Raw genomic sequence first — 19,033 nt, forward strand, 5'->3', positions numbered from 1 at the left:
CAATCGTCGCTCTCAGGAGGGGCGACCGACTCCCTGCCTCCGTCCGGAAACCGGACGTCCATAGCGCCCGACGCATTGCCAGTCGCAACGGGGCGGGTCCATGAATTCGCAGTCGAATCAATGACGACGTAAAGCGGCCCGCTTTCGCGGGCGGAGCCTTGGCATGGTCGTTGCAGTGAGACAGATGAGCGAATCAAACTGCACGTCCACTGCAAGACCAACAAGGTGCTTCGCTCTTACCGCGTCAATCCTCATGACCTTAGAGAGGAGCACATCATGAATTCGTCACAAATGGCTCCACGCCCGAGCACGCCCTACGAGTTGCGCTTCCGCTCGCTCTTCAATGCGGGGCGCGGGTACGCGTTCCCATGCGACGCCGGCGGGCATGTGAACATGGACACGCTCAGCGACAGGGCCCGCAACAACTACCTATATGCGCGGATCGGCATCGGACGCGAGTTCTCAGTGCCCGCCGTGCAGCTTGCTGCCGTGGCGTGACTGCTGCCACAGGAACCATTTGACTCGCTCAATGTCCCAGAGGAGGTTCTCTTGCTCCGAACTGTGCAAGCCTCGTGTTGCCTGCAGTAGCTGCTCGATGCGCATCGCCCACATCGAGGAGATGATGGCCGAGCGCGGGCGTGTGCGTCGATCACGCCACGGTCCATCGCTGGGCAATGAAGATATTGCCGGTGCTCGCCGCAGCGTTTCGACGGCGCAAACGCCCGGTCGGCACGAGCTGGCGGATGGACGAGACCTATATCAAAGGTCGCTGGCCAGTGGAAGTATCTGTACCGAGCGGTCGACCGCGACGGCGACACCATCGACTTTCTGCTGCGCGCCAAGAGAGCGCAAGCTCAGCGGATAGGCGGCATACCAGCGCACGCAGGTGAGCATCACGTCCAATGGAAAATGCATCCGCTTGATCACCTTGCGGAGAGCGTCGATCATCGCCGGGGCTTTGTTTTTCATTTCGCCGCAGCTTACCGTCCGTCGTTACCGCGACAGAACCTGCAGGACTTCCAGTCCAGAAGATGCCCCGGTTTCCATCTCCGAAGCTTACTTTTCTGCACTGCACACCCCCAAGAAATGGATGGACTCCTGTGAGCGCCCTCAAGCTCACCTCGCCGGCGGATGCTGCAGGCGTTGCCAGCCGATCACCGGCCAGTCGCTTCGTGCCTGGTCAGTGTCACCACCATAGACGACGCTGCCGCCTTCCAGCGCATTGGGGAAGGCGGCCGCGAAACTGCGAAGGCCGCGAAAGTAATCGGTGTTGACTGTCGCGCCAGCCTTGATCTCCACGGCGCGGAGCTTCCGGCCCGAGGGAATCAGCAGATCGACTTCGTTGCCTGTGGCATCGCGAAAGAAGTACATCTCCGCCGACTCGCCCTGATTGAATCGGGTCTTGAGAGCTTCCATGATCACCAGGTTCTCGAACAAGCTGCCGAACAGCGGGTCGCGCACCACCTGGTCGGCGCTGCGCAAGCCCAGCAACCAGCAGGCCAGACCCACATCGCAAAAGTACAGCTTGGGGCTCTTCACGAGCCGCTTCGATGTGTTGGTGAACCAGGGGGGAAGCACGTGCACGATGTAGCTTGTTTGAAGCAGGTCAAGCCATGCCCGCGCGGTGGCGTGCGAAACGCCGGCATCATTGCCAAGGCTCGTGAGATTCACGAGCTGACCGACGCGCCCGGCGCACAGTCGTACGAAGCGTTCGAAGCGCTGCAGGTCATGAACGGCCGCCAGCTGGCGCAGGTCACGCTCTACGTATGTCGTGAAATAGTCGCCGAGCGCCTGCGAGGGGTTGAGGTCGCGGTCGTGAATGCGCGGGTAAAAGCCCGTGAGCAGTGTCTGCGCCAGCGGCGGCACCGGATGCAGCCGTGCGACCTCGGCGAGGGAGAACGGCAGCAGTCGCAAAACAGCCGTGCGGCCGGCCAACGGCTGACTCACTTGGGACATGAGTTCAAACTGCTGACTTCCCGTCAGGATGAAACGCCCCGGAGCGGGGTCGACATCGACCATCGCCTGAAGGTAGGAGGGGATCTGCGGTGCGCGCTGGATCTCGTCGACTATTGCGCCGCCTTCGATCCCTTTCAGGAAGCCTCGCGGATCCTCATTGGCGAAACGCCGGGTGTCGGGGTCTTCCAACGTGACGTAGGGCTTGTCGGGAAAGAGGTTGCGGCACAGCGTCGTCTTGCCACTCTGGCGCGGTCCCGTCAGTGTCAAGACTGGATATTGGCGCGCCAGTTCGGCGGCGAGTGGCGCCACGTCGCGAGGGATCATGTAGGCCATTCTACGCCTTTCGTGCAAAGTGAAGATTTATTCTTGCATTTGCGCAGCGACGTGGTTTTGCTGGGCCATTGGCGATGGCGCTTCTCTGTTTGCTACCAATGAATCTTCGAAGCTGCAGGCGATCCTCGGCTTTGCGCGCGGCGAGCTCGCCCCTCTTGATCATGTTCATCACTTGTCGGCGCCGATTGAACTCGGCCCCACGGGATTCCCCGGGAAGGTCCTGCAATCGTCGTTGAGGGTCCGTGCGGCATTGTCTCGACACGCAGGAGACAAGCATCAGATGCAAGCGAATGCCGCAGACGGACTCATCCGCCTGAAAGTGTCTTTACAGTACATTTACATGCAGATACACTTGTATCAGACTTACGTTGAGCGTGAGCGGCCCCGGAGAAAGCTGGCGCCCGATGCCAAGACGCTGGCCGCACCGAATATCGCTCGTCCCTGGTAGTTCAGGTCCACTTTTCGAGGTGAATGAAACCGGCTATGCAATCCCCAGACCTGGAGACTGTTCAAATGGTCAGAGTCGCGCTGCAGGAGGTGATCTCGGCGCGTGAGCATGGCGTTCAGGCTGTGCCGTACTTCGCTCCTACCGACATTGGAACGCTCCCTCTCTGTGAGCAGGAGAAAGAGTTGAACGTCAAGGAAGAGACCGACTACGGCAATCGTGTGCGCGCCGGCATCCACATGACGCTCTCTGCGGCAGCTTCGGCGCTTGAAGTTGCCGAAGTGCTCATGAAAAACTTCGCCGTCTTGGACGCAAAGGATCGGAAACGCGAGTTGATTCGATGCTCGCTGAATGCCCGTATTGCAAGGGATGCTGCGGCTGAAGCTGCCGCGGTCTTGTCGGGGCAGCAGGCACCAAAGTCTGATGCGATGGTGGAGATCAGACGGCTGAAGTCGGCACTTCTTCAGCGATTCGGGATCGGCGAGTAGGGGGACGCATGCTTGGTCGTCTTTCGGAGGAGCTGATGAATGGACGCGCCTTGGCCCGCTGGATTCTGGGGGCCACCATCGCAAGCGCCATGGTGGCGAGCGCCGGCGCTGCCGACATCGTGGTCGGGCAAGTGGCACCGCTCACGGGGTTGGAAGCCAAGCAGGGGTTGGGCTACGCAGCTGGCCTGCGGCTCGCTTTCGACAGCGTCAACAAGCAAGGCGGCGTGAACGGCAATACCTTCACGCTCGTGCGCGCCGATGATCACAACGAGCCCGCGTCCACCGTCGAGCTGACGCGCAAGCTGGTCGCGGAGCAACGCCCGCTCGTGCTGGCCGGCTACTTCGGCAGCCGCAATCTGGCGGCGCTCCTGGCCTCCGGCATTCTGGACCAGCAGCGCCTGGCGCTCGTGGGCTATCGCACGACCGGGATTCCGCCCTCGCATCCCCTGCTGTTCAACGTGAGGGCCGACGTCCGTGACGAGCTGGCCAAGCTCACCGAGCACCTGGCGACCGTGGGCATCACCCGGCTTGGCCTGCTCCACGAGGCCGGGGCCGACGCAGTGGTCGCCGCGGCCGACGAGGCGGCCGGTCGGGCAAAGGCCGCCTTCGTCATTCGCACCTCTTATGCACCGGACAGCAGGAGCGCCGGGACCTTGGTGGCGGCCTTTCTCAAGACCCCGCCGCAGGCCATCATCATGGTGGCCAACGGCGCCACCACGGCGGCCTTTATCGAGCGCTACCGCATGGAAGGTGGCGCGGCGCAACTGTTCGCGTACTCCGGCGCAGACATCGAGCAGCTGTCCCAGCGGCTGGGCGAGGAGCAGATGAAGGGCGTCGTCATCTCGCAGGTCACGCCAAACCCCTACAAGAACAACAGCCGCCTCGCTCGGGAGTTCGCGGAGATCACCAAGGCAAACAAGCTCGACATGCCGATCAGCTACGTGATGATGGAGGGTTACATCGCCGGCCGCGTGATCATCGAGGCAGCGCGGCGGCAGGGACGCGCACCCACGCGCGAAGCAATGACTGCCGCGCTGAACGCCATGAACGACTACGACCTCGGAGGTTATGTCGTCGGGTTCAGGCCCGGCGCGAGGGCCGGCTCGAAATATGTCGAGCTGTCGATCATCAGCAGCGAGGGCAGGATCCAGCAATAGGGCGCCTCAGCTTGGGGTGCTCCAGGTCTGGGCGCGTTTAAGAATCGCACAGACCGTGTGGATCTGGTGCCTCAGACCCCGTCGAGCATCCGGCTGACCTCTCCGCCGAGCGCGCTTTCGGCGCGGAAGTACGGTCAGCGCGGTGTTGCCGCCGACGTGTAGTCCGGGGACCAGCCGTTGAGTCCGGCAGGGGGACTGCGAACAGCCCAGGCCTCAAGGTCATCCGGCTTACCGGCGGGCATTTATTTACTCCTGCATTCAGTCTTCTTCAAGCTGCAAGGCGCTGACCCCGCACCTCACTCCAGAAGTCAGGGCAGCAGTTCGAAACTCTCCTGCAGTACATCGCGTGAGCCGAGCCCCACCTGCACGTTAAAAGTGCCGGGTTCCGCGACGCGCTTGAGTTGCTGGTTGTAGAAGCTCAGCAGCGTCTCGCCGATCGGGAAGCGCACCACCTGCGTCTCGCCCGGTTGCAGCATCAGCTTGCGGAAGCCCTTGAGCTCCTTGACCGGGCGCACGACCGAAGCGACCACGTCCTGGATGTAGAGCTGCACCACCGCTTCGCCGGCGCGGTCGCCGCTGTTCTTCACGGTGACGCTCGCCTCGACCGTACGGCCCTTTCGCACCGTGCGCGACGACAGGGCCAGATTCGACAGTGCGAAGTCGGTGTAGCTCAGGCCATAGCCGAAGGGGTACAGCGCGCCTTGCGGTTCGTCAAAATACTGCGAGGTGTAGTTGCCGGGCTTGCCCGGCGTGAAAGGCCGGCCGAGGCGCGGGAAGTTGTAGTACGTCGGGATCTGCCCCACCGAGCGAGGCAGCGAGATCGGCAGCTTCCCCGATGGATTGGCGTCGCCGAAGAGCACATCGGCGATGGCATTGCCGGCTTCGGTGCCGGCGAACCAGGTCTCCAGCATCGCGTCGGCATTGGCTTTCTCCCAGCCGAGCGTCAGTGGGCGGCCGTTCATCAACACCAGCACCAATGGCTTGCCCGTTGCCTTGAGCGCTTTCAACAAGGCCTGCTGGCTTTCCGGCAAATCGAGGCGCGTGCGGCTGGACGCCTCATGCGACATGCCGCGCGACTCGCCCACGGCAGCCACGACCACGTCGGCCTGCTTCGCCGCGGCCACGGCCTCGTCGATCATCTCTTGCGGCATGCGGCCATCCTGCACGATCTCCTGCGCCTCCCCGTTCGGGTAATTCATGTAGTCCACAATCGATCTGTCTTCGGTGACGTTCGCGCCGCGTGCGAAGAGGAGCCTCGCCTTGTCGCCGATCACTGCCGCCATGCCTTGACGCAAGGTCACTGCCAAGGCCGGCACGCCCTGGGCCGACCACGCGCCCAGGATGTCGACCTGCGAATCTGCGAGCGGTCCGACCAGCGCGATCGTTCCGGTCTTGCGCAACGGCAGTGTGCGGTTGCGGTTTTCAAGGAGCACCATCGACTTGCGCGCCACGTCACGCGCCGGCGCGCGATTCAGGCGGCTGTCGGCCTTGAGATCTGCCGGGTCGTCCTCGGCCTTGCCGATGCGTAGGAACGGATCACGGAAAAGTCCGATGTCGTACTTGGCGCCCAGCACCTCACGCACTGCGTTGTCGATCTCGCCTTCGCTGACCTCGCCCGACTTCACCAGGCCGGGCAGCTCTTTGATGTAGATCTCGTCGGCCATGCTCATGTCGACGCCGGCCTTGATTGCAAGCCTGGCGGCTTCGGCCTCGTCACGCGCCACCCCGTGGTGTAGCAGTTCGGCGATGGCACCGTGGTCGCTTACCGTCACTCCTTTGAAGCCCCACTCCTTGCGCAGCAGGTCCTGCAGCAGCCAGGTGTTCGCCGCGGCCGGCACGCCGTTGATGGCGTTCAGCGCGATCATCACACCGCCCGAACCCGCGTCGATGGCCGCGCGGTACGGCGGGAGGTAGTCGTTGTACATGCGCATCGGGCTCATGTCGACGATGTTGTAGTCGCGCCCGCCTTCGACGGCGCCGTACAGCGCGAAGTGTTTGACCGACGCCATGAGGCTGTCCGGCTTGGCGACCGAATTGTTCTGGAAGCCCTTGACCATCGCGCGCGCCATCTCCGACACGAGGTACGGGTCTTCACCGAAACCTTCCGAGGTGCGGCCCCAGCGGGGGTCGCGGGCGATGTCGACGGTCGGCGCAAACGTGAAATCGATGCCGTCGGCGCTGGCCTCTTGCGCGGCGACGCGCGCGGTCAGCCGAACCGCTTCCACATCCCAGCTCGACGCGAGGCCGAGGCCGATCGGGAAGGTGGTGCGGTGGCCATGGATCACGTCGTATGCAAAAAGCAACGGGATCTTCATCCGGCTCTGTTGCATCGCCGCTTCCTGAAGTGGACGCTGCTCTGGGCGACTGACGACGCCGAAGGAGCCACCGACGCGGCCGGCGGCCACTTCCTCAGCAAGCTGCGGCGCCGACAACAGCGGGCCGAAGCTGATGAGGCGAAGCTGGCCAATCTTTTCATCAAGTGTCATCTGCCGCAGTACATCGGCGATGAACGCACCCTTGTTGCCCAGCAGGGCGGGGTTGGGCTGAGCCATCGCCATCGGCGTGGCCAAGCCGGCGAGCAGGCCCAGCAACCAAGGCGTCTTCATCGCTGCGGCTTTCGGTGGGCTCTGAGCGGAAACCAAGACTAACGCATCGATGCCCCAGGTGGGGGGCCAAATCTCTTCATCGTGCCGCTTGCAGGTTTGATACGTGAGGATGACGAGCTCCACCCGAAATTCGTCGGATCGGGAACATCTGAAATGGCTCCATCAGGAGCTCGACCGCAAGGGCATGACGCTCATGCTCCTGTGGCAGGAATACGTGGCCGCCCACCCCGAGGGCCGCACCTGGCGCTACACGCAGTTCTGTGCGCACTACAAGTGATGAGAGAACTGGTTGGACTAACGCCCACAAGCCTGCTTTCCGTGCCGGCTGCGCCTTTGAGTTCAAGCCGTCAATTTACTTAGGGCAGGGCGTGCGGATCTCATCGAGGCTGCGGGCATGTTTCGACGCGCCCACCGGCAAGCCGTATTGCTGGCGCACCCGATCAAGCCCTTTCATGCGACTTATTGGTGCGCCCATTGCGCATCCGGAGGGCGTTTTTGTGTCGGATTCAGGGATTTCACCCATGGATGGGTTGGCATGCAACCTGCGTAATGTCACCTGTCTTCTGTCGACAGGCGACAGATATGCAGGAAAAACACCTTGAACGCCATTGCTTCTCCCGTCCGCCCCGGCTCCGCCAACGTGGTCGGATCGCCCATGTCCGCTGCCGAACGCGAGGTCCGCGAAGACTTGGCCGCCGCCTACCGCCTGGTGGCGCTGTACGGCCTGGACGACAGCATCTACACCCACATCTCGGCACGCGTGCCGGGCGCCGACGATCAGTTTCTGATCAACCCGTTTGGCATGTTGTTTCGCGACATCACCGCGTCATCGCTGGTCAAGATTGATCTGGACGGCAACGTCGTGGAGCCCAACGGCCACGATGTGAACCCGGCCGGCTTCACCATCCACAGCGCTGTACACGCGGCGCGGCATGACGCGGTGTGCGTGCTGCACACCCACACCGTGGCTGGCGTGGCCGTGTCGTCGCTGACCGGCGGCCTGCAGCCCTGCAACCAGTGGGCGCTGCAGTTCCACAACCGGGTCACCTACCACAGCTTCGAAGGCATCGCGCTGAACCACGAGGAGCGCGAACGCCTGGTGGCCGATCTGGGGCCCACCTCCTGCGCACTGATCCTGCGCAACCACGGCCTAGTCACGCTGGGTCGCAGCGTGGCCGAGGCCTTCATCCTGATGCACAACCTGGAGCGCGCCTGCCGCGTGCAGGTGGCCATCCAGGGCACGGGTCAGCCCGTGAACCCGGTGCCCGAAGCGGTCTGCGAGCTGACCGCAAGCCAGTACGAAAGCGGCGACACCAACCGGCTGTCCGCTGCGCCCACCGACCCCTACGCGCGTGAATGGCGCGCGCTGCTGCAGCGGCTGGAGCCGCCGACCATCGCTTCATTCCGAGACTGACCGCATCTCCCCCCCCCACCCCACACGAAAAAGTGAAAGGACCTCCTCTCATGCAACGCCGCCATTTGCTTCAAGCCAGCTCCGCCGCCCTCGGCTTGTCCATCGCTGGAGTGCCCCTGCACAGTCTGGCCCAGGCCAAAAAGGGTGTCGTCAACGTGCTGGTGCAGCCCGAGCCGACCGGCCTGATGATGGGCATCGTGCAGAACGGCCCCACGCAGTTGATCTCAGGCAACATCTACGAAGGCCTGCTGCGCTACAACGAAAAGCTGGAGCCGCAGCCTCAGCTGGCCACCTCGTGGACAGTCAGCCCCGATGCCAAGACCTACGTCTTCAAGCTCAAACCCAATGTGAAGTGGCACGACGGCAAGCCCTTCACCTCGGCCGACGTGGTGTTCTCGTGTGATGTGTTCCTGCGCAAGACACACGCGCGCTTCCGCGCCAGCTTGGCGAACGTGGAATCGATCAAGGCGCTGGACACGCTGACGGTGGAGTTCAAGCTCAAGCAGCCGTTCGGCCCCTTCATGGGCATCTTCGAGAACGGCACCATGCCTATGGTGCCCAAGCACATCTATGAAGGCACCGATTTCCTGACCAACCCGGCCAACGCCACACCCATCGGCACCGGCCCGCTGAAGTTCAAGGAATGGGCCCGGGGCAGCTACATCCACCTGGTGGCCAACGAGAACTATCACCAGGCCGGCGTCGTCAGCGTGGAGAGCGTGTACTTTCACGTGATTCCCGACGGCGCCGCGCGCGCTGCGGCCTTCGAATCAGGCAAGGTCGACATCGCGCCGGGCGGCACGGTGGAGTACTTCGACGTGGACCGCTTGTCCAAGCTGCCGGGCGCCGCCGTGACCACCAAGGGCTGGGAGTTCTTCGCGCCGCACAGCTGGCTGTGGCTGAACAACCGCACCGCGCCGATGAACAACGTGAAGTTCCGCCAGGCCGTGTGGACCGCCATCGACCGCGAAGCCATGGCCAAGATCGCCTGGTACGGCTTTGCCAAGCCGGCCACCGGCCCGTTCAACAGCCACATTGCCTTCGCCAGCGACGCGGTGACCAAGTACCCGCGCGACCTGGCCAAGGCCAAGGCGCTGTTAGCCGAGTCGGGCTACAAGGGTGAGACCATCCGCCTTCTGCCGCTGCCTTACGGCGAATCCTGGCAGCGCCAGGCCGAGATCGTGCGCCAGAACCTCACGCAGGCCGGCATCAAGATCGAGATGGTCGCCACCGACGTAGCCGGCTGGAACCAGCGCAACAACGAGTGGGACTTCGACATGGCGTTCACCTACGTCTACCAGTACGGTGACCCGGCCTTGGGCGTGGGCCGCAACTACACCAGCGACAACATCGCCAAGGGCTCGCCGTTCAACAACGTGGGCGGCTACGTGAACCCCAAGGTCGACGAGCTGTTCGCCGCCGGTGCGCGCGAGGGCGACCCGGTCAAGCGCCGTGCCCTGTATCTGGAAGTGCAGAAGATTCTGGTGGATGAAGTGCCCGTGGCATGGCTGCACGAGATCAACTTCCCCACGCTGTACCGCGGCAAGATCCAGAACATCGTCTCCTCCGGCATCGGCCTCAACGACAGCCTCGGTCGCATCAAGGTGGCCTGAACTTTCCGTCCTCCGCATGTGGTGGCCTGGCCAGGCCAGGCCGCTGCATGCCCGATACCCGAGCTTGCAATGAAACGACTCCAGTTCATGTCCGTGCGATTGATGCAAGGCCTATTGGCCCTGCTGGTGATAGCGACCGTCAATTTCATGCTGGTGCGGGCCGCGCCGGGTGACCCGGTGGCCATCATGGCCGGCGAGTCCGGGGCCTCCGACCCGCAGTTCGTGGCGCAGTTGCGCGCGCAGTTCGGGCTGGACCAGTCGCTGCCCGTTCAACTGTTCAACTACCTCGGCCACGTGCTCAAGCTGGATCTGGGCTTCTCGTACCGCCAGCAGCAACCCGTGGTGGACCTGATCCTGGATCGGTTGCCAGCCACGCTGCTGCTGACCGGCACCGCCTTCGTGCTGTCGCTGGCCATGGGCATCGGCCTGGGTGCGCTGGCCAGCCGCCATGCCGGCAAGGGGCTGGACAGTGCCATCACCGTGGTGGCGCTGGTCTTCTACGCCACGCCGCTGTATTGGCTGGCCATGATGGCCGTGCTGCTGTTCACCGTGCAGCTGGACCTGCTGCCAGCCTTTGGCTTCTTCACCGTCGGCGCTGACCTGAAAGGCGTGGCCAAGGTGCTCGACATCGCCAAGCACCTGATCCTTCCCGCCGGGACGCTGGGCCTGTTTTACATGGCCGTCTATGCCCGCATGACGCGTGCTGCCATGCTGGAGGTGGCGCAGATGGACTTCGTGAAGACCGCACGAGCCAAGGGCGTGCCGCCCGGCCGCATCCAGCGCAAGCACATCCTGCGCAACGCACTGCTGCCGGTGGTCACGCTGGCCGGTATTCAGGCCGGCGGCATGATCGGCGGCGCCGTGCTGACTGAGACCGTCTTCGCCTGGCCTGGCATCGGCCGCCTGATGTTCGACGCGCTGCTGCAGCGCGACTACAACCTGCTACTCGGTTGCTTCCTGTTCACCGCGGCCATGGCCGTGCTGTTCAACCTGATCACCGATTTCATCTACACGCTGGTCGATCCACGCATCGAGCTGAGCTGAGGAACCCCACCCATGAAAAGCAAGTTCTGGCGGCGCTATTGCCGCAACAAGGGCGCCGTGTTCGGACTCATCGTGCTGATGCTGGTGGCAATGCTCACCGCGCTCGGCCCCTTCATTGCCCAGCACGCCCCCTGGGACATGGTCGGCATGCCGTTCGCCAGACCGCTGGCTGCTGAGGGCATGCTGCTGGGCACCGACACCATGGGCCGCGACATCCTGTCCGGCATCGTGGCCGGCGCTCGCGTCTCGCTGTTGATCGGGGTGGTGTCCACCGTGGTCTCGCTGCTGATCGGCGTCTCCATCGGTGCCATTTCCGGTTACTTCGGCGGCTGGGTCGACACCACGCTGATGCGCTTCACCGAGTTGTTCCAGGCGATCCCCAGCTTCGCGTTGGCCATTGTGCTGGTCGCGATCTTCGAACCCTCGGTGCAGTCCATCGTGGTGGCCATCGCGGTGGTGTCGTGGCCGCCGGTGGCGCGCCTCGTGCGCAGCGAATTCCTGACGCTGCGACAGCGCGACTTCGTGGCCGCGGCTCAGCTCGCGGGCCAGTCCACGCCGCGCATCATCCTCACGCAAATTCTGCCAAATGCCGCATCGCCCATCGTGGTGATGGCCTCGCTGATGGTGGCCACGGCCATCCTGCTCGAATCGTCGTTGAGCTTCCTGGGCCTGGGCGACCCGAACCAGATGAGTTGGGGCTACATGGTCGGCTCGGCGCGCACGGTGCTGCGCCAGGCCTGGTGGATGGCGGTGTTCCCCGGCATCGCCATCCTGCTCACGGTACTGGCGCTGAATCTGGTCGGCGAAGGCTTGAACGATGGACTCAACGCACGCGCCGATGGGAGGGGAAAATGAAGATGGAAAAGATCACGCCCCCGGTGCTCGACGTTCAGGACCTGGACATCCGGCTGCCCGCTGGCGGCGACCGCGAACTGGCAGTGCAGGGTGCTTCGCTTCAATTGCTGCCGGGCCAGACGCTGTGCGTGGTGGGCGAGTCCGGCTCGGGCAAATCCATGGTCGCCAACGCCATCATGGGCCTGCTGCCACGCCCGAATGTGGAGCCGGTGGCCGGCCGCATCCTGTTCGACGGGCAAGACCTGCTGCAACTCAATGAAGCCCAGTTGCGCACGCTGCGCGGCCGGCGCATCGGCATGGTGTTCCAGGAACCCATGACGGCGCTCAACCCGGTCATGCGCATCGGCGACCAGATCGCCGAGGTGTTCGACGCGCACGTGAACCTCTCGGGCGCCGAGAAGCGCCAGCGCATCCTTGCGGCCCTGGCCGACGTGGGGCTGCCCGAACCCGAACTGCTGATCGACAGCTACCCGTTTCGCCTCTCGGGCGGCCAGCGCCAGCGCGTGATGATCGCTTGCGCGCTGGTGCTGGAGCCGATCCTGCTGATCTGCGACGAGCCCACCACCGCGCTGGACGTGACCACGCAGGCGCAGATCCTCAAGCTTGTCCGTGAGCTGCAGCAGCGCAGGGGCACGGCGGTGCTGTTTATCACGCACGACTTCGGCGTGGTGTCCGAAATCGCCGACCATGTGGTTGTGATGCAGACCGGCCAGGTGGTCGAAGCCGGCCCTGCTGCCGCCGTGCTGGCGCGCCCGCAGCACGCCTACACGCGCAAGCTGATCGCCGCCATCCCGAACGGCCAGGTGCGCCAGCCGACACAAGACCGGCCGGTGGACCACGTGCTGCAGGTGCAGGACCTGCGCAAGACCTATGTGACCGGCGGCAGTCTCTTCAAGAAGGGGCGTCGCGTCGAGGCGGCCAAGGGCCTGAACTTCGACCTGCGCAAGGGCGAGACGCTGGGTCTGGTTGGCGAGTCTGGCTCGGGCAAATCCACCGTGGGCCGCTGCATCGTGGGTCTGGAGCCGTTCGACAGTGGGCGCGTGCTGTTCAAGGGCCGTGTGCTGCAGTCGGGCGCGCGGTTTCGCGCCGAGGCGCAGGGCAAGATCCAGATGGTGTTCCAGGACCCATACGCCTCGCTGAACCCACGCCACCGCGTCGGCGCGGCCATCGCGCAGGGTCCCATGGCGCAAGGCTTGTCAAAGGAAAAGGCGATGGCCCATGCGGCCGATCTGCTGCAACTGGTCGGCCTGGGCCCGGAGGCGCTGGACCGTTTTCCGCACGAGTTGTCGGGCGGGCAGCGCCAGCGCATCGGCATCGCCCGCGCGCTGGCCATGGAGCCGCAGTTGTTGGTGGCCGACGAGCCGGTGTCGGCGCTCGACGTGTCCGTGCAGGCCCAGGTGCTCAAGCTGTTTGCCGAGGTGCGCGAGCGCTTCCAGCTGGCCATGGTCTTTATCACGCACGATCTGCGCGTGGCTGGCGAGATGTGCGACCACATCGCCGTGATGCAGCGCGGCCAGATTGTCGAATACGGCGAGACCGCCAAGGTGCTGGCCAACCCGCAGCATGCCTACACGCGCACGCTGATCGAAGCGCAGCCGAGGTTGTCGGCAGCGGCCGTGGAGGCAGCCACAGCATGAGCTTGAACATCGCCCTGGTCTCAGACCAGATCGCCATGGCTTACCTGCAGCCCGCCTTGCGCGCGCGCTTTCCGCACGCCCGGTTGCTCCGCATCGACACCGAGGTGCAGGAGCTGGACGCGCTGACACAGATCGACGCCGTGGTCTGCTGGTCGCCCCCGCCCGGCCTGCTGGCGCGCATGCCGCGCCTGCGGCTGGTGCAGTCCGTCGGCGCCGGCACCGACCACATCACGCGCGACCCGGCCCTGCCTGACGTGCCGATCTGCCGCATCGTCGATGCCGACATGGCCGACGGCATGAACGCTTATGTGGCCTGGGCCGTGGTGCATGGCCAGCGGCACATGGGCGGCTACCTGGAGAGCCAGCGCCGCGCCGCGTGGCAGGAGGCGCCGGTCGTGCCGCCTGGCCTGCACTGCGTGGGCATTGCCGGCCTGGGTGTGCTCGGGCAGTCGGCCGCTCGCGCGCTGGCCGCCATCGGCTACCGCGTGCGCGGCTGGAGCCGCACGCCCAAGAGCGGTCTGCCCGAGGGCGTGGAGGCTTTCCACGGCGACGCGGACCGCGCGAAGTTCCTGGCCGGCTGCGACACGCTGGTCTGCCTGCTGCCGCTGACCGAGGACACGCGCGGCATCCTGAACGCCGATCTGTTCGCACAACTGCCGCGAGGCGCGCGGCTGATCAATGCCGGCCGGGGCGCGCACCTCGTGCAGGCGGATCTGCTGGACGCGCTGGAGAGCGGCCAGATCATTTCGGCCGTGCTGGACGCCTTCGTGGAAGAGCCGCTGCCCGGCAGCCACCCGTTCTGGCACCACCCGCGCATCACCGTCACGCCCCACATCGCCACGCGCACCGGCCCCGAAACCATCGCGCGCCAGACCCATGACAACCTGGCGCGCCTGAGCGCCCGAGCACACCAACAACAGCCCATGACCGACACCCTGAGCACCGGCGACAAGGACGTCGCCACGCATCTGCACTCCTACACCAACCTCGCCGCGCTGCCGCAGACGCCGCCCGTGGTCATCGTGAGGGGCGACGGCATCCACGTGATCGACGACCAGGGCAAGCGCTACCTGGAGGCCATGTCGGGCCTGTGGTGCGCCTCGCTGGGTTTTTCCAACCAGCGTCTGGCCGAGGCGGGCACGCAGGCGCTCAAGACCCTGCCCTACTACCACACGTTCAACCAGCGAACCAACGTGGCCGTGGCCGATCTGGCCGAGCGCCTGCTGGCCGTGGCGCCCGTGCCCATGGCCCGCGTGTTCTTCGCCAACTCGGGATCGGAGGCGAACGACAGCGCGGCCAAGATGGTCTGGTACTACCACAACGCCATTGGCCAACCGCAGCGCAAGAAGATCATCGCGCGGCGCAATGCCTACCACGGTGTGACGGTGGCCGCCGCCAGCATGGGCGGGCTGGAGGGCAACCACCGCGACTTCGACCTGCCCCTGGCGACCGCGCCCGCCCGCTTCCTGCACGTGGACTGCCCGCACCACTACCGCCATGCCCAACCCGGCGAGACCGAGCAGGACTTCTCCACACGCCTGGCCGCGCAACTGGAGCAGACCATCCTGGCCGAAGGCCCCGAGACCGTGGCCGCCTTCATCGCCGAGCCCGTGATGGGTGCGGGCGGGGTGCTGGTGCCGCCGGCCGGCTATTTCGAGAAGGTGCAGGCGGTGCTGCGCAAGCACGGCGTGCTGATGATCGTTGACGAGGTGATCTGCGGTTTCGGCCGCACCGGCAACATGTTCGGCAGCACCACCTTCGGCATCCAGCCCGACATCCTGACCTGTGCCAAGGCGCTATCGTCGGGCTACGTGCCGATCTCGGCCGTAATGGTCAACGACAAGGTGCACAGCGCGATTGCCGCCAACAGCGGCAAGCTCGGCACCTTCGGCCACGGCTACACCTACTCAGGCCACCCGGTGGCCTGCGCCGTGGCGCTGGAGACCCTGAAGGTCTACGAGGACGACGGCATCGTCGACCGCGTGCGCGCACTGGCGCCGGCTTTCCAGGCCGGGCTGCGCGCATTGGCCGATCGGCCATGGGTTGGCAACGTGCGCGGCGTGGGCCTGATCGGCGCCATCGAACTGATGGCCGACAAGGCCGCGCGCACGCCGTTCGCGCTCGAGCGCAAGGCCGGCTACCGCTTCGCGGCGCTGGCGCTGGAAGAAGGCCTGATCGTGCGCGCCATGGGCGACAGCATCGGCCTGTGCCCGCCACTGATCATCAGCGATGCGGAAATGGCTGACCTGTTCGCGCGCCTCACGCGTGCGATGGACCGCTTCGACGCCGAACTGAAAGGTTGACCATGCAAGCCTTCTTCTCCGACGACCAGTTGCTGCACGACCCGCAGCAGTACATGCGTCTGGGCCGCATCTGCAAACCGACCGATCTGCCCACGCGGGCGGAGGCGCTGAAGGGTGCGCTGGACGCGCGCGGCATCGCGGTCAGCGTACCGCCCGAGGCCGGCCGCGCCGCGCTGGAGCTCGTACACAGCAGTGACTACCTGGACTACCTGGAAACCGCGTTCGCGCGCTGGCAGAAGGCCGGCGCCTGGGGGCTCGAGCCCGGCATCGAAGTGCTGCCCAACATGTCGCCGCACGGCCCACGCCGGGGGGCCTGCCCATCGCCCTCGGTGTTGGCACAGACGGGCTGGTATATCGGCGACCTGTCCTGCCCCATCGGCCCGAACACCTGGCGATCGGTGCTGCGTTCGGCCCACGCCGCGCTGGCCGCCGCCGAGACCGTGCGCGATGCGGGCGGCATCGCCTACGCGCTGTGCCGGCCTTCGGGCCACCACGCCCAGCATGCGCGCGCGGCAGGCTTCTGCTACGTGAACAACAGCGCCATTGCCGCCGCCACGCTGCGCCAGCGCCACGCCCGCGTGGCCGTTCTCGACATCGACGCCCACCACGGCGACGGCACGCAGCAGATCTTCTACGACCGTGGCGACGTGCTGACCGCCTCCATCCACGCCGACCCGGCCGGCTATTACCCCTGGTACACCGGCTATGCGCACGAATGCGGCGCGGGGGAGGGCGAAGGCTGCAACCTCAACCTGCCGCTGGCCCACGGCAGCGGCAACGCCGAATTCGCACAGGCGCTGGGTAAGGCCGTGGCCGCTATCGAGCGCTTCCAGCCGCAGGCGCTGGTGATGCCGCTGGGCTTCGACACCTACAAAGATGACCCCCTCAGCGTGCTCAAGCTCGACATGGAGGCGTTCCGGCTGGCCGGCGCTCGCGTGCGCACACTGGACCTGCCCACGGTGGTGGTGCAGGAGGGTGGCTACATGGTCGAGGCCATCGGCGCCGCGCTCGATGCTTTCCTGGAAGGGCTGCAGGCATGACGATGAGCGTGAACGGCGACCGCCTCTGGCAGAGCCTGATGGACCTGGCCCGCATCGGTGCCACGCCCAAGGGAGGCAACTGCCGGCTGGCGCTGAGCGCGCTCGACGGCCAGGGCCGCGACCTGGTGGTGGGCTGGATGCGCGAGGCCGGCCTGACGATCACGGTCGACCAGGTGGGCAACATCTTCGGCGTGCGTCCGGGGCGTGACCCGTCGCGCCAGCCGGTCATGACCGGCAGCCACATCGACACCCAGCCCACGGGCGGGCGCTTCGACGGCTGCTACGGCGTGATGGCCGGCCTGGAAGTCATGCGCACGCTGAACGACCACGGCATCGACACCGAGGCCCCGCTGGCGCTGGCGATCTGGACCAACGAGGAAGGCTCGCGCTTCGTGCCGGTGATGATGGGCTCGGGCGTGCACTGCGGCGTCTTCCCGCTGGAGACGGCGCTGGCCGCCACCGACGGGGACGGCCTGGCCGTGCGTGACGAACTCGCCGCCATCGGCTACGCCGGCAGCGCGCCCATCGGAACGGTGCAGGCTGCCTGCTACCTGGAAGCGCACATCGAACAAGGCCCCATCCTGGAGGCCGAGCAGACCGTTGTTGGCGTGGTCACCGGCTCGCTGGGCCTGCGCTGGTACGACGTGACGGTGACCGGCATGGAGGCCCACGCCGGCCCCACGCCCATGGCGCTGCGGCGCGACGCGCTTTACGCCGCCACGCACCTGATGCAGACGGTGGTGGACATCGCAAACGAACCGGCCTTCGCACCGCTGGGCCGTGGCACGGTGGGCGTGGTCAACTTGCACCCCGCCTCGCGCAACGTGATCCCGGGGCGCGTGAACTTCACGGTGGACCTGCGCCATGAAGACGCCGACCTGCTGCACCAGATGGAACAGCGCTTTCGCGCCGCCGCCGACGCGCTGGCCGCAGGCCTGACCACCGGCACGCCGGTGCAGGTGGGCATCGTGGACGTGCAGCAGTTCCCACCCACACCGTTCGATGGCGCACTCGTCGAACGCGTGCGCAGCGAAGCCGTCGCGCGTGGCATCACGCAGCGCGACATCGTGACCGGCGCCGGCCATGACGCGGTCTACATGGCGCGTTGCGTGCCAACCGCCATGATCTTCGTGCCCTGCAAGGACGGCATCAGCCACAACGAGGTGGAAGACGCCGATCCGCGCCACCTGGAGGCGGGCGCCAACGTGCTGCTGGCGACGATGCTCGCGCAAGCACGATGAGCGCCATCCCAACCACGGCCCGCCTGCCGCGCGGCGACACCACGTTCGCCGGCATCGGCATCTTCCTGTGCGCGCTGGTGCTGTTCGCCGGCTATGACGCGTTTGCCAAGCAGATGGTGGCCAGCTACCCGCCCACGGTGGTGAACCTGGCGCGCTACATCGCTGTCAGCGCCGTGGCGTTGGTGTTGCTGCTGCGCCATGGCGACTTGCGCGTGTGGCGCCAGCCGCACCAGAAGCTGCTGGCACTGCGCAGCGGGGCGCTGGCCGTCGTCGCCACCTGCTTCATGGCGGCTCTGGTCACCATGCCGCTGGCCGAGGCCACGGCCATTTACTTCACGGCGCCGCTCATCATGGTGGCGATGTCGCCCTGGCTGCTGGGCGAGCGCGTGAGCCGCGCGCAGTGGACGGCCCTGCTGCTGGGCTTTGCGGGCATGTTGTGCATCGTGCGTCCGGGCGGCAGCCTGCCGCTGGCGGGCACGCTGCTGATGGCCGTGTCGGCGGTCTGCTACGCGCTGTTCCAGGTGCTCACGCGCCGCCTCTCGGGCCTGGTGCCGGGGCCTGCGCAGTACGCCCACATGGCCCTGGTGTGCCTGGTGGTGACCAGCCTACCGGCGCTGTTCCAGCCCCATGTCGCGCTGCCGAGTTGGCCCGCCATGGCCCTGCTCATTGCCGGCGGCGCCATCAGCGCGGGCGCTCAGCTTTTGCTGCTGGCCGCGTTCAGCCGCGCCGGAGCCGCCACATTGGGACCGCTGAACTATGTGCAGCTGCTGCTGGCCGTGCTGATCAGCACGCTGTGGTTCCAGCGTCCGCCGGACGCCCTGGCGCTGGGCGGCATGGCGCTGATCGCCGTGGCCGGGGGGTACTTGGCGCGCGCGCGGCGCACGGCATGATGCGCAACAGC

14 protein-coding genes and 2 pseudogenes are annotated in these 19,033 nt (G+C 65.8%); 14 read left to right on the forward strand and 2 right to left on the reverse strand.

Features of this window, described 5'->3' with window-relative positions:
* Positions 1-276: 276 nt before the first annotated feature.
* Complete coding sequence (locus tag AC1DYD_RS27945) at positions 277-498, forward strand: hypothetical protein (RefSeq protein WP_478176011.1); 222 nt, start codon at positions 277-279, stop codon at positions 496-498.
* 112 nt (positions 499-610) lie between these two features.
* A pseudogene (locus AC1DYD_RS27950) lies at positions 611-855 on the forward strand (DDE-type integrase/transposase/recombinase); the annotation flags it as partial.
* 261 nt (positions 856-1,116) lie between these two features.
* Here AC1DYD_RS27950 and AC1DYD_RS27955 read toward each other — a convergent pair.
* The gene (locus tag AC1DYD_RS27955) at positions 1,117-2,289 is read right to left on the reverse strand and encodes an ATP-binding protein (protein WP_478176012.1); all 1,173 of its coding nucleotides are present in this window, start codon (positions 2,287-2,289) and stop codon (positions 1,117-1,119) included.
* A 513-nt stretch (positions 2,290-2,802) separates the two neighbouring features.
* Here AC1DYD_RS27955 and AC1DYD_RS27960 point away from each other — a divergent pair.
* Positions 2,803-3,222: a hypothetical protein gene (locus AC1DYD_RS27960; RefSeq protein WP_478176013.1), complete on the forward strand. Its 420-nt coding sequence runs from the start codon at positions 2,803-2,805 to the stop codon at positions 3,220-3,222.
* 8 nt (positions 3,223-3,230) lie between these two features.
* Positions 3,231-4,379 carry an ABC transporter substrate-binding protein gene (locus AC1DYD_RS27965; protein WP_478176014.1) on the forward strand — a complete coding sequence of 383 codons (1,149 nt, stop codon included), beginning with the start codon at positions 3,231-3,233 and terminating at the stop codon, positions 4,377-4,379.
* Between the two features lie 308 nt (positions 4,380-4,687).
* Here AC1DYD_RS27965 and bglX read toward each other — a convergent pair whose 3' ends face one another.
* Positions 4,688-6,985 (reverse strand): beta-glucosidase BglX, encoded by a 2,298-nt coding sequence (bglX, locus tag AC1DYD_RS27970; RefSeq protein WP_478176049.1) that lies wholly within the window; start codon positions 6,983-6,985, stop codon positions 4,688-4,690.
* A gap of 655 nt (positions 6,986-7,640) precedes the next feature.
* On the opposite strand from bglX, the gene AC1DYD_RS27975 reads away from it, so the two are divergent.
* The 10 genes and pseudogenes from AC1DYD_RS27975 (at position 7,641) to AC1DYD_RS28020 (ending at position 19,022) form a co-directional block, all read left to right on the forward strand.
* The gene (locus AC1DYD_RS27975) at positions 7,641-8,399 is read left to right on the forward strand and encodes a class II aldolase/adducin family protein (protein ID WP_478176015.1); all 759 of its coding nucleotides are present in this window, start codon (positions 7,641-7,643) and stop codon (positions 8,397-8,399) included.
* A gap of 50 nt (positions 8,400-8,449) precedes the next feature.
* Positions 8,450-10,012 (forward strand): ABC transporter substrate-binding protein, encoded by a 1,563-nt coding sequence (locus AC1DYD_RS27980; protein ID WP_478176016.1) that lies wholly within the window; start codon positions 8,450-8,452, stop codon positions 10,010-10,012.
* Between the two features lie 69 nt (positions 10,013-10,081).
* Positions 10,082-11,056, forward strand: coding sequence for an ABC transporter permease (locus AC1DYD_RS27985; RefSeq protein WP_478176017.1), 975 nt, complete (start codon positions 10,082-10,084; stop codon positions 11,054-11,056).
* A gap of 12 nt (positions 11,057-11,068) precedes the next feature.
* Positions 11,069-11,911, forward strand: a complete 843-nt coding sequence (locus tag AC1DYD_RS27990) for an ABC transporter permease (protein ID WP_478176018.1) — start codon at positions 11,069-11,071, stop codon at positions 11,909-11,911.
* A 2-nt stretch (positions 11,912-11,913) separates the two neighbouring features.
* On the forward strand, positions 11,914-13,548 hold the full coding sequence (locus AC1DYD_RS27995; RefSeq protein ID WP_478176050.1) for an ABC transporter ATP-binding protein: 1,635 nt from the start codon (positions 11,914-11,916) through the stop codon (positions 13,546-13,548).
* A gap of 296 nt (positions 13,549-13,844) precedes the next feature.
* Positions 13,845-14,375: pseudogene (locus tag AC1DYD_RS28000) on the forward strand (NAD(P)-dependent oxidoreductase); the annotation flags it as partial.
* 96 nt (positions 14,376-14,471) lie between these two features.
* On the forward strand, positions 14,472-15,851 hold the full coding sequence (locus AC1DYD_RS28005) for an aspartate aminotransferase family protein (protein WP_478176051.1): 1,380 nt from the start codon (positions 14,472-14,474) through the stop codon (positions 15,849-15,851).
* A gap of 2 nt (positions 15,852-15,853) precedes the next feature.
* A complete protein-coding gene (locus tag AC1DYD_RS28010; RefSeq protein ID WP_478176019.1) occupies positions 15,854-16,891 on the forward strand; it encodes a histone deacetylase family protein in 1,038 nt (345 codons plus the stop codon).
* Positions 16,888-18,132: a Zn-dependent hydrolase gene (locus AC1DYD_RS28015; RefSeq protein WP_478176020.1), complete on the forward strand. Its 1,245-nt coding sequence runs from the start codon at positions 16,888-16,890 to the stop codon at positions 18,130-18,132. Before AC1DYD_RS28010 ends, AC1DYD_RS28015 begins: the two co-directional genes overlap by 4 nt.
* Positions 18,129-19,022, forward strand: coding sequence for a DMT family transporter (locus AC1DYD_RS28020; protein WP_478176021.1), 894 nt, complete (start codon positions 18,129-18,131; stop codon positions 19,020-19,022). The genes AC1DYD_RS28015 and AC1DYD_RS28020 overlap by 4 nt, the downstream gene beginning before the upstream one ends.
* Positions 19,023-19,033 lie beyond the last annotated feature (11 nt).

This window comes from Variovorax sp. P4_B11, assembly GCF_056402355.1.

What these genes read in the sequence shown, in the direction of transcription:
- AC1DYD_RS27945 (WP_478176011.1), top strand. Translation starts at nt 277, where the DNA reads ATGAATTCGTCACAAATGGCTCCACGCCCGAGCACGCCCTACGAGTTG.
- AC1DYD_RS27955 (WP_478176012.1), bottom strand. Translation starts at nt 2,289, where the DNA reads ATGGCCTACATGATCCCTCGCGACGTGGCGCCACTCGCCGCCGAACTG.
- AC1DYD_RS27960 (WP_478176013.1), top strand. Translation starts at nt 2,803, where the DNA reads ATGGTCAGAGTCGCGCTGCAGGAGGTGATCTCGGCGCGTGAGCATGGC.
- AC1DYD_RS27965 (WP_478176014.1), top strand. Translation starts at nt 3,231, where the DNA reads ATGCTTGGTCGTCTTTCGGAGGAGCTGATGAATGGACGCGCCTTGGCC.
- bglX (WP_478176049.1), bottom strand. Translation starts at nt 6,985, where the DNA reads ATGAAGACGCCTTGGTTGCTGGGCCTGCTCGCCGGCTTGGCCACGCCG.
- AC1DYD_RS27975 (WP_478176015.1), top strand. Translation starts at nt 7,641, where the DNA reads ATGTCCGCTGCCGAACGCGAGGTCCGCGAAGACTTGGCCGCCGCCTAC.
- AC1DYD_RS27980 (WP_478176016.1), top strand. Translation starts at nt 8,450, where the DNA reads ATGCAACGCCGCCATTTGCTTCAAGCCAGCTCCGCCGCCCTCGGCTTG.
- AC1DYD_RS27985 (WP_478176017.1), top strand. Translation starts at nt 10,082, where the DNA reads ATGAAACGACTCCAGTTCATGTCCGTGCGATTGATGCAAGGCCTATTG.
- AC1DYD_RS27990 (WP_478176018.1), top strand. Translation starts at nt 11,069, where the DNA reads ATGAAAAGCAAGTTCTGGCGGCGCTATTGCCGCAACAAGGGCGCCGTG.
- AC1DYD_RS27995 (WP_478176050.1), top strand. Translation starts at nt 11,914, where the DNA reads ATGGAAAAGATCACGCCCCCGGTGCTCGACGTTCAGGACCTGGACATC.
- AC1DYD_RS28005 (WP_478176051.1), top strand. Translation starts at nt 14,472, where the DNA reads ATGACCGACACCCTGAGCACCGGCGACAAGGACGTCGCCACGCATCTG.
- AC1DYD_RS28010 (WP_478176019.1), top strand. Translation starts at nt 15,854, where the DNA reads ATGCAAGCCTTCTTCTCCGACGACCAGTTGCTGCACGACCCGCAGCAG.
- AC1DYD_RS28015 (WP_478176020.1), top strand. Translation starts at nt 16,888, where the DNA reads ATGACGATGAGCGTGAACGGCGACCGCCTCTGGCAGAGCCTGATGGAC.
- AC1DYD_RS28020 (WP_478176021.1), top strand. Translation starts at nt 18,129, where the DNA reads ATGAGCGCCATCCCAACCACGGCCCGCCTGCCGCGCGGCGACACCACG.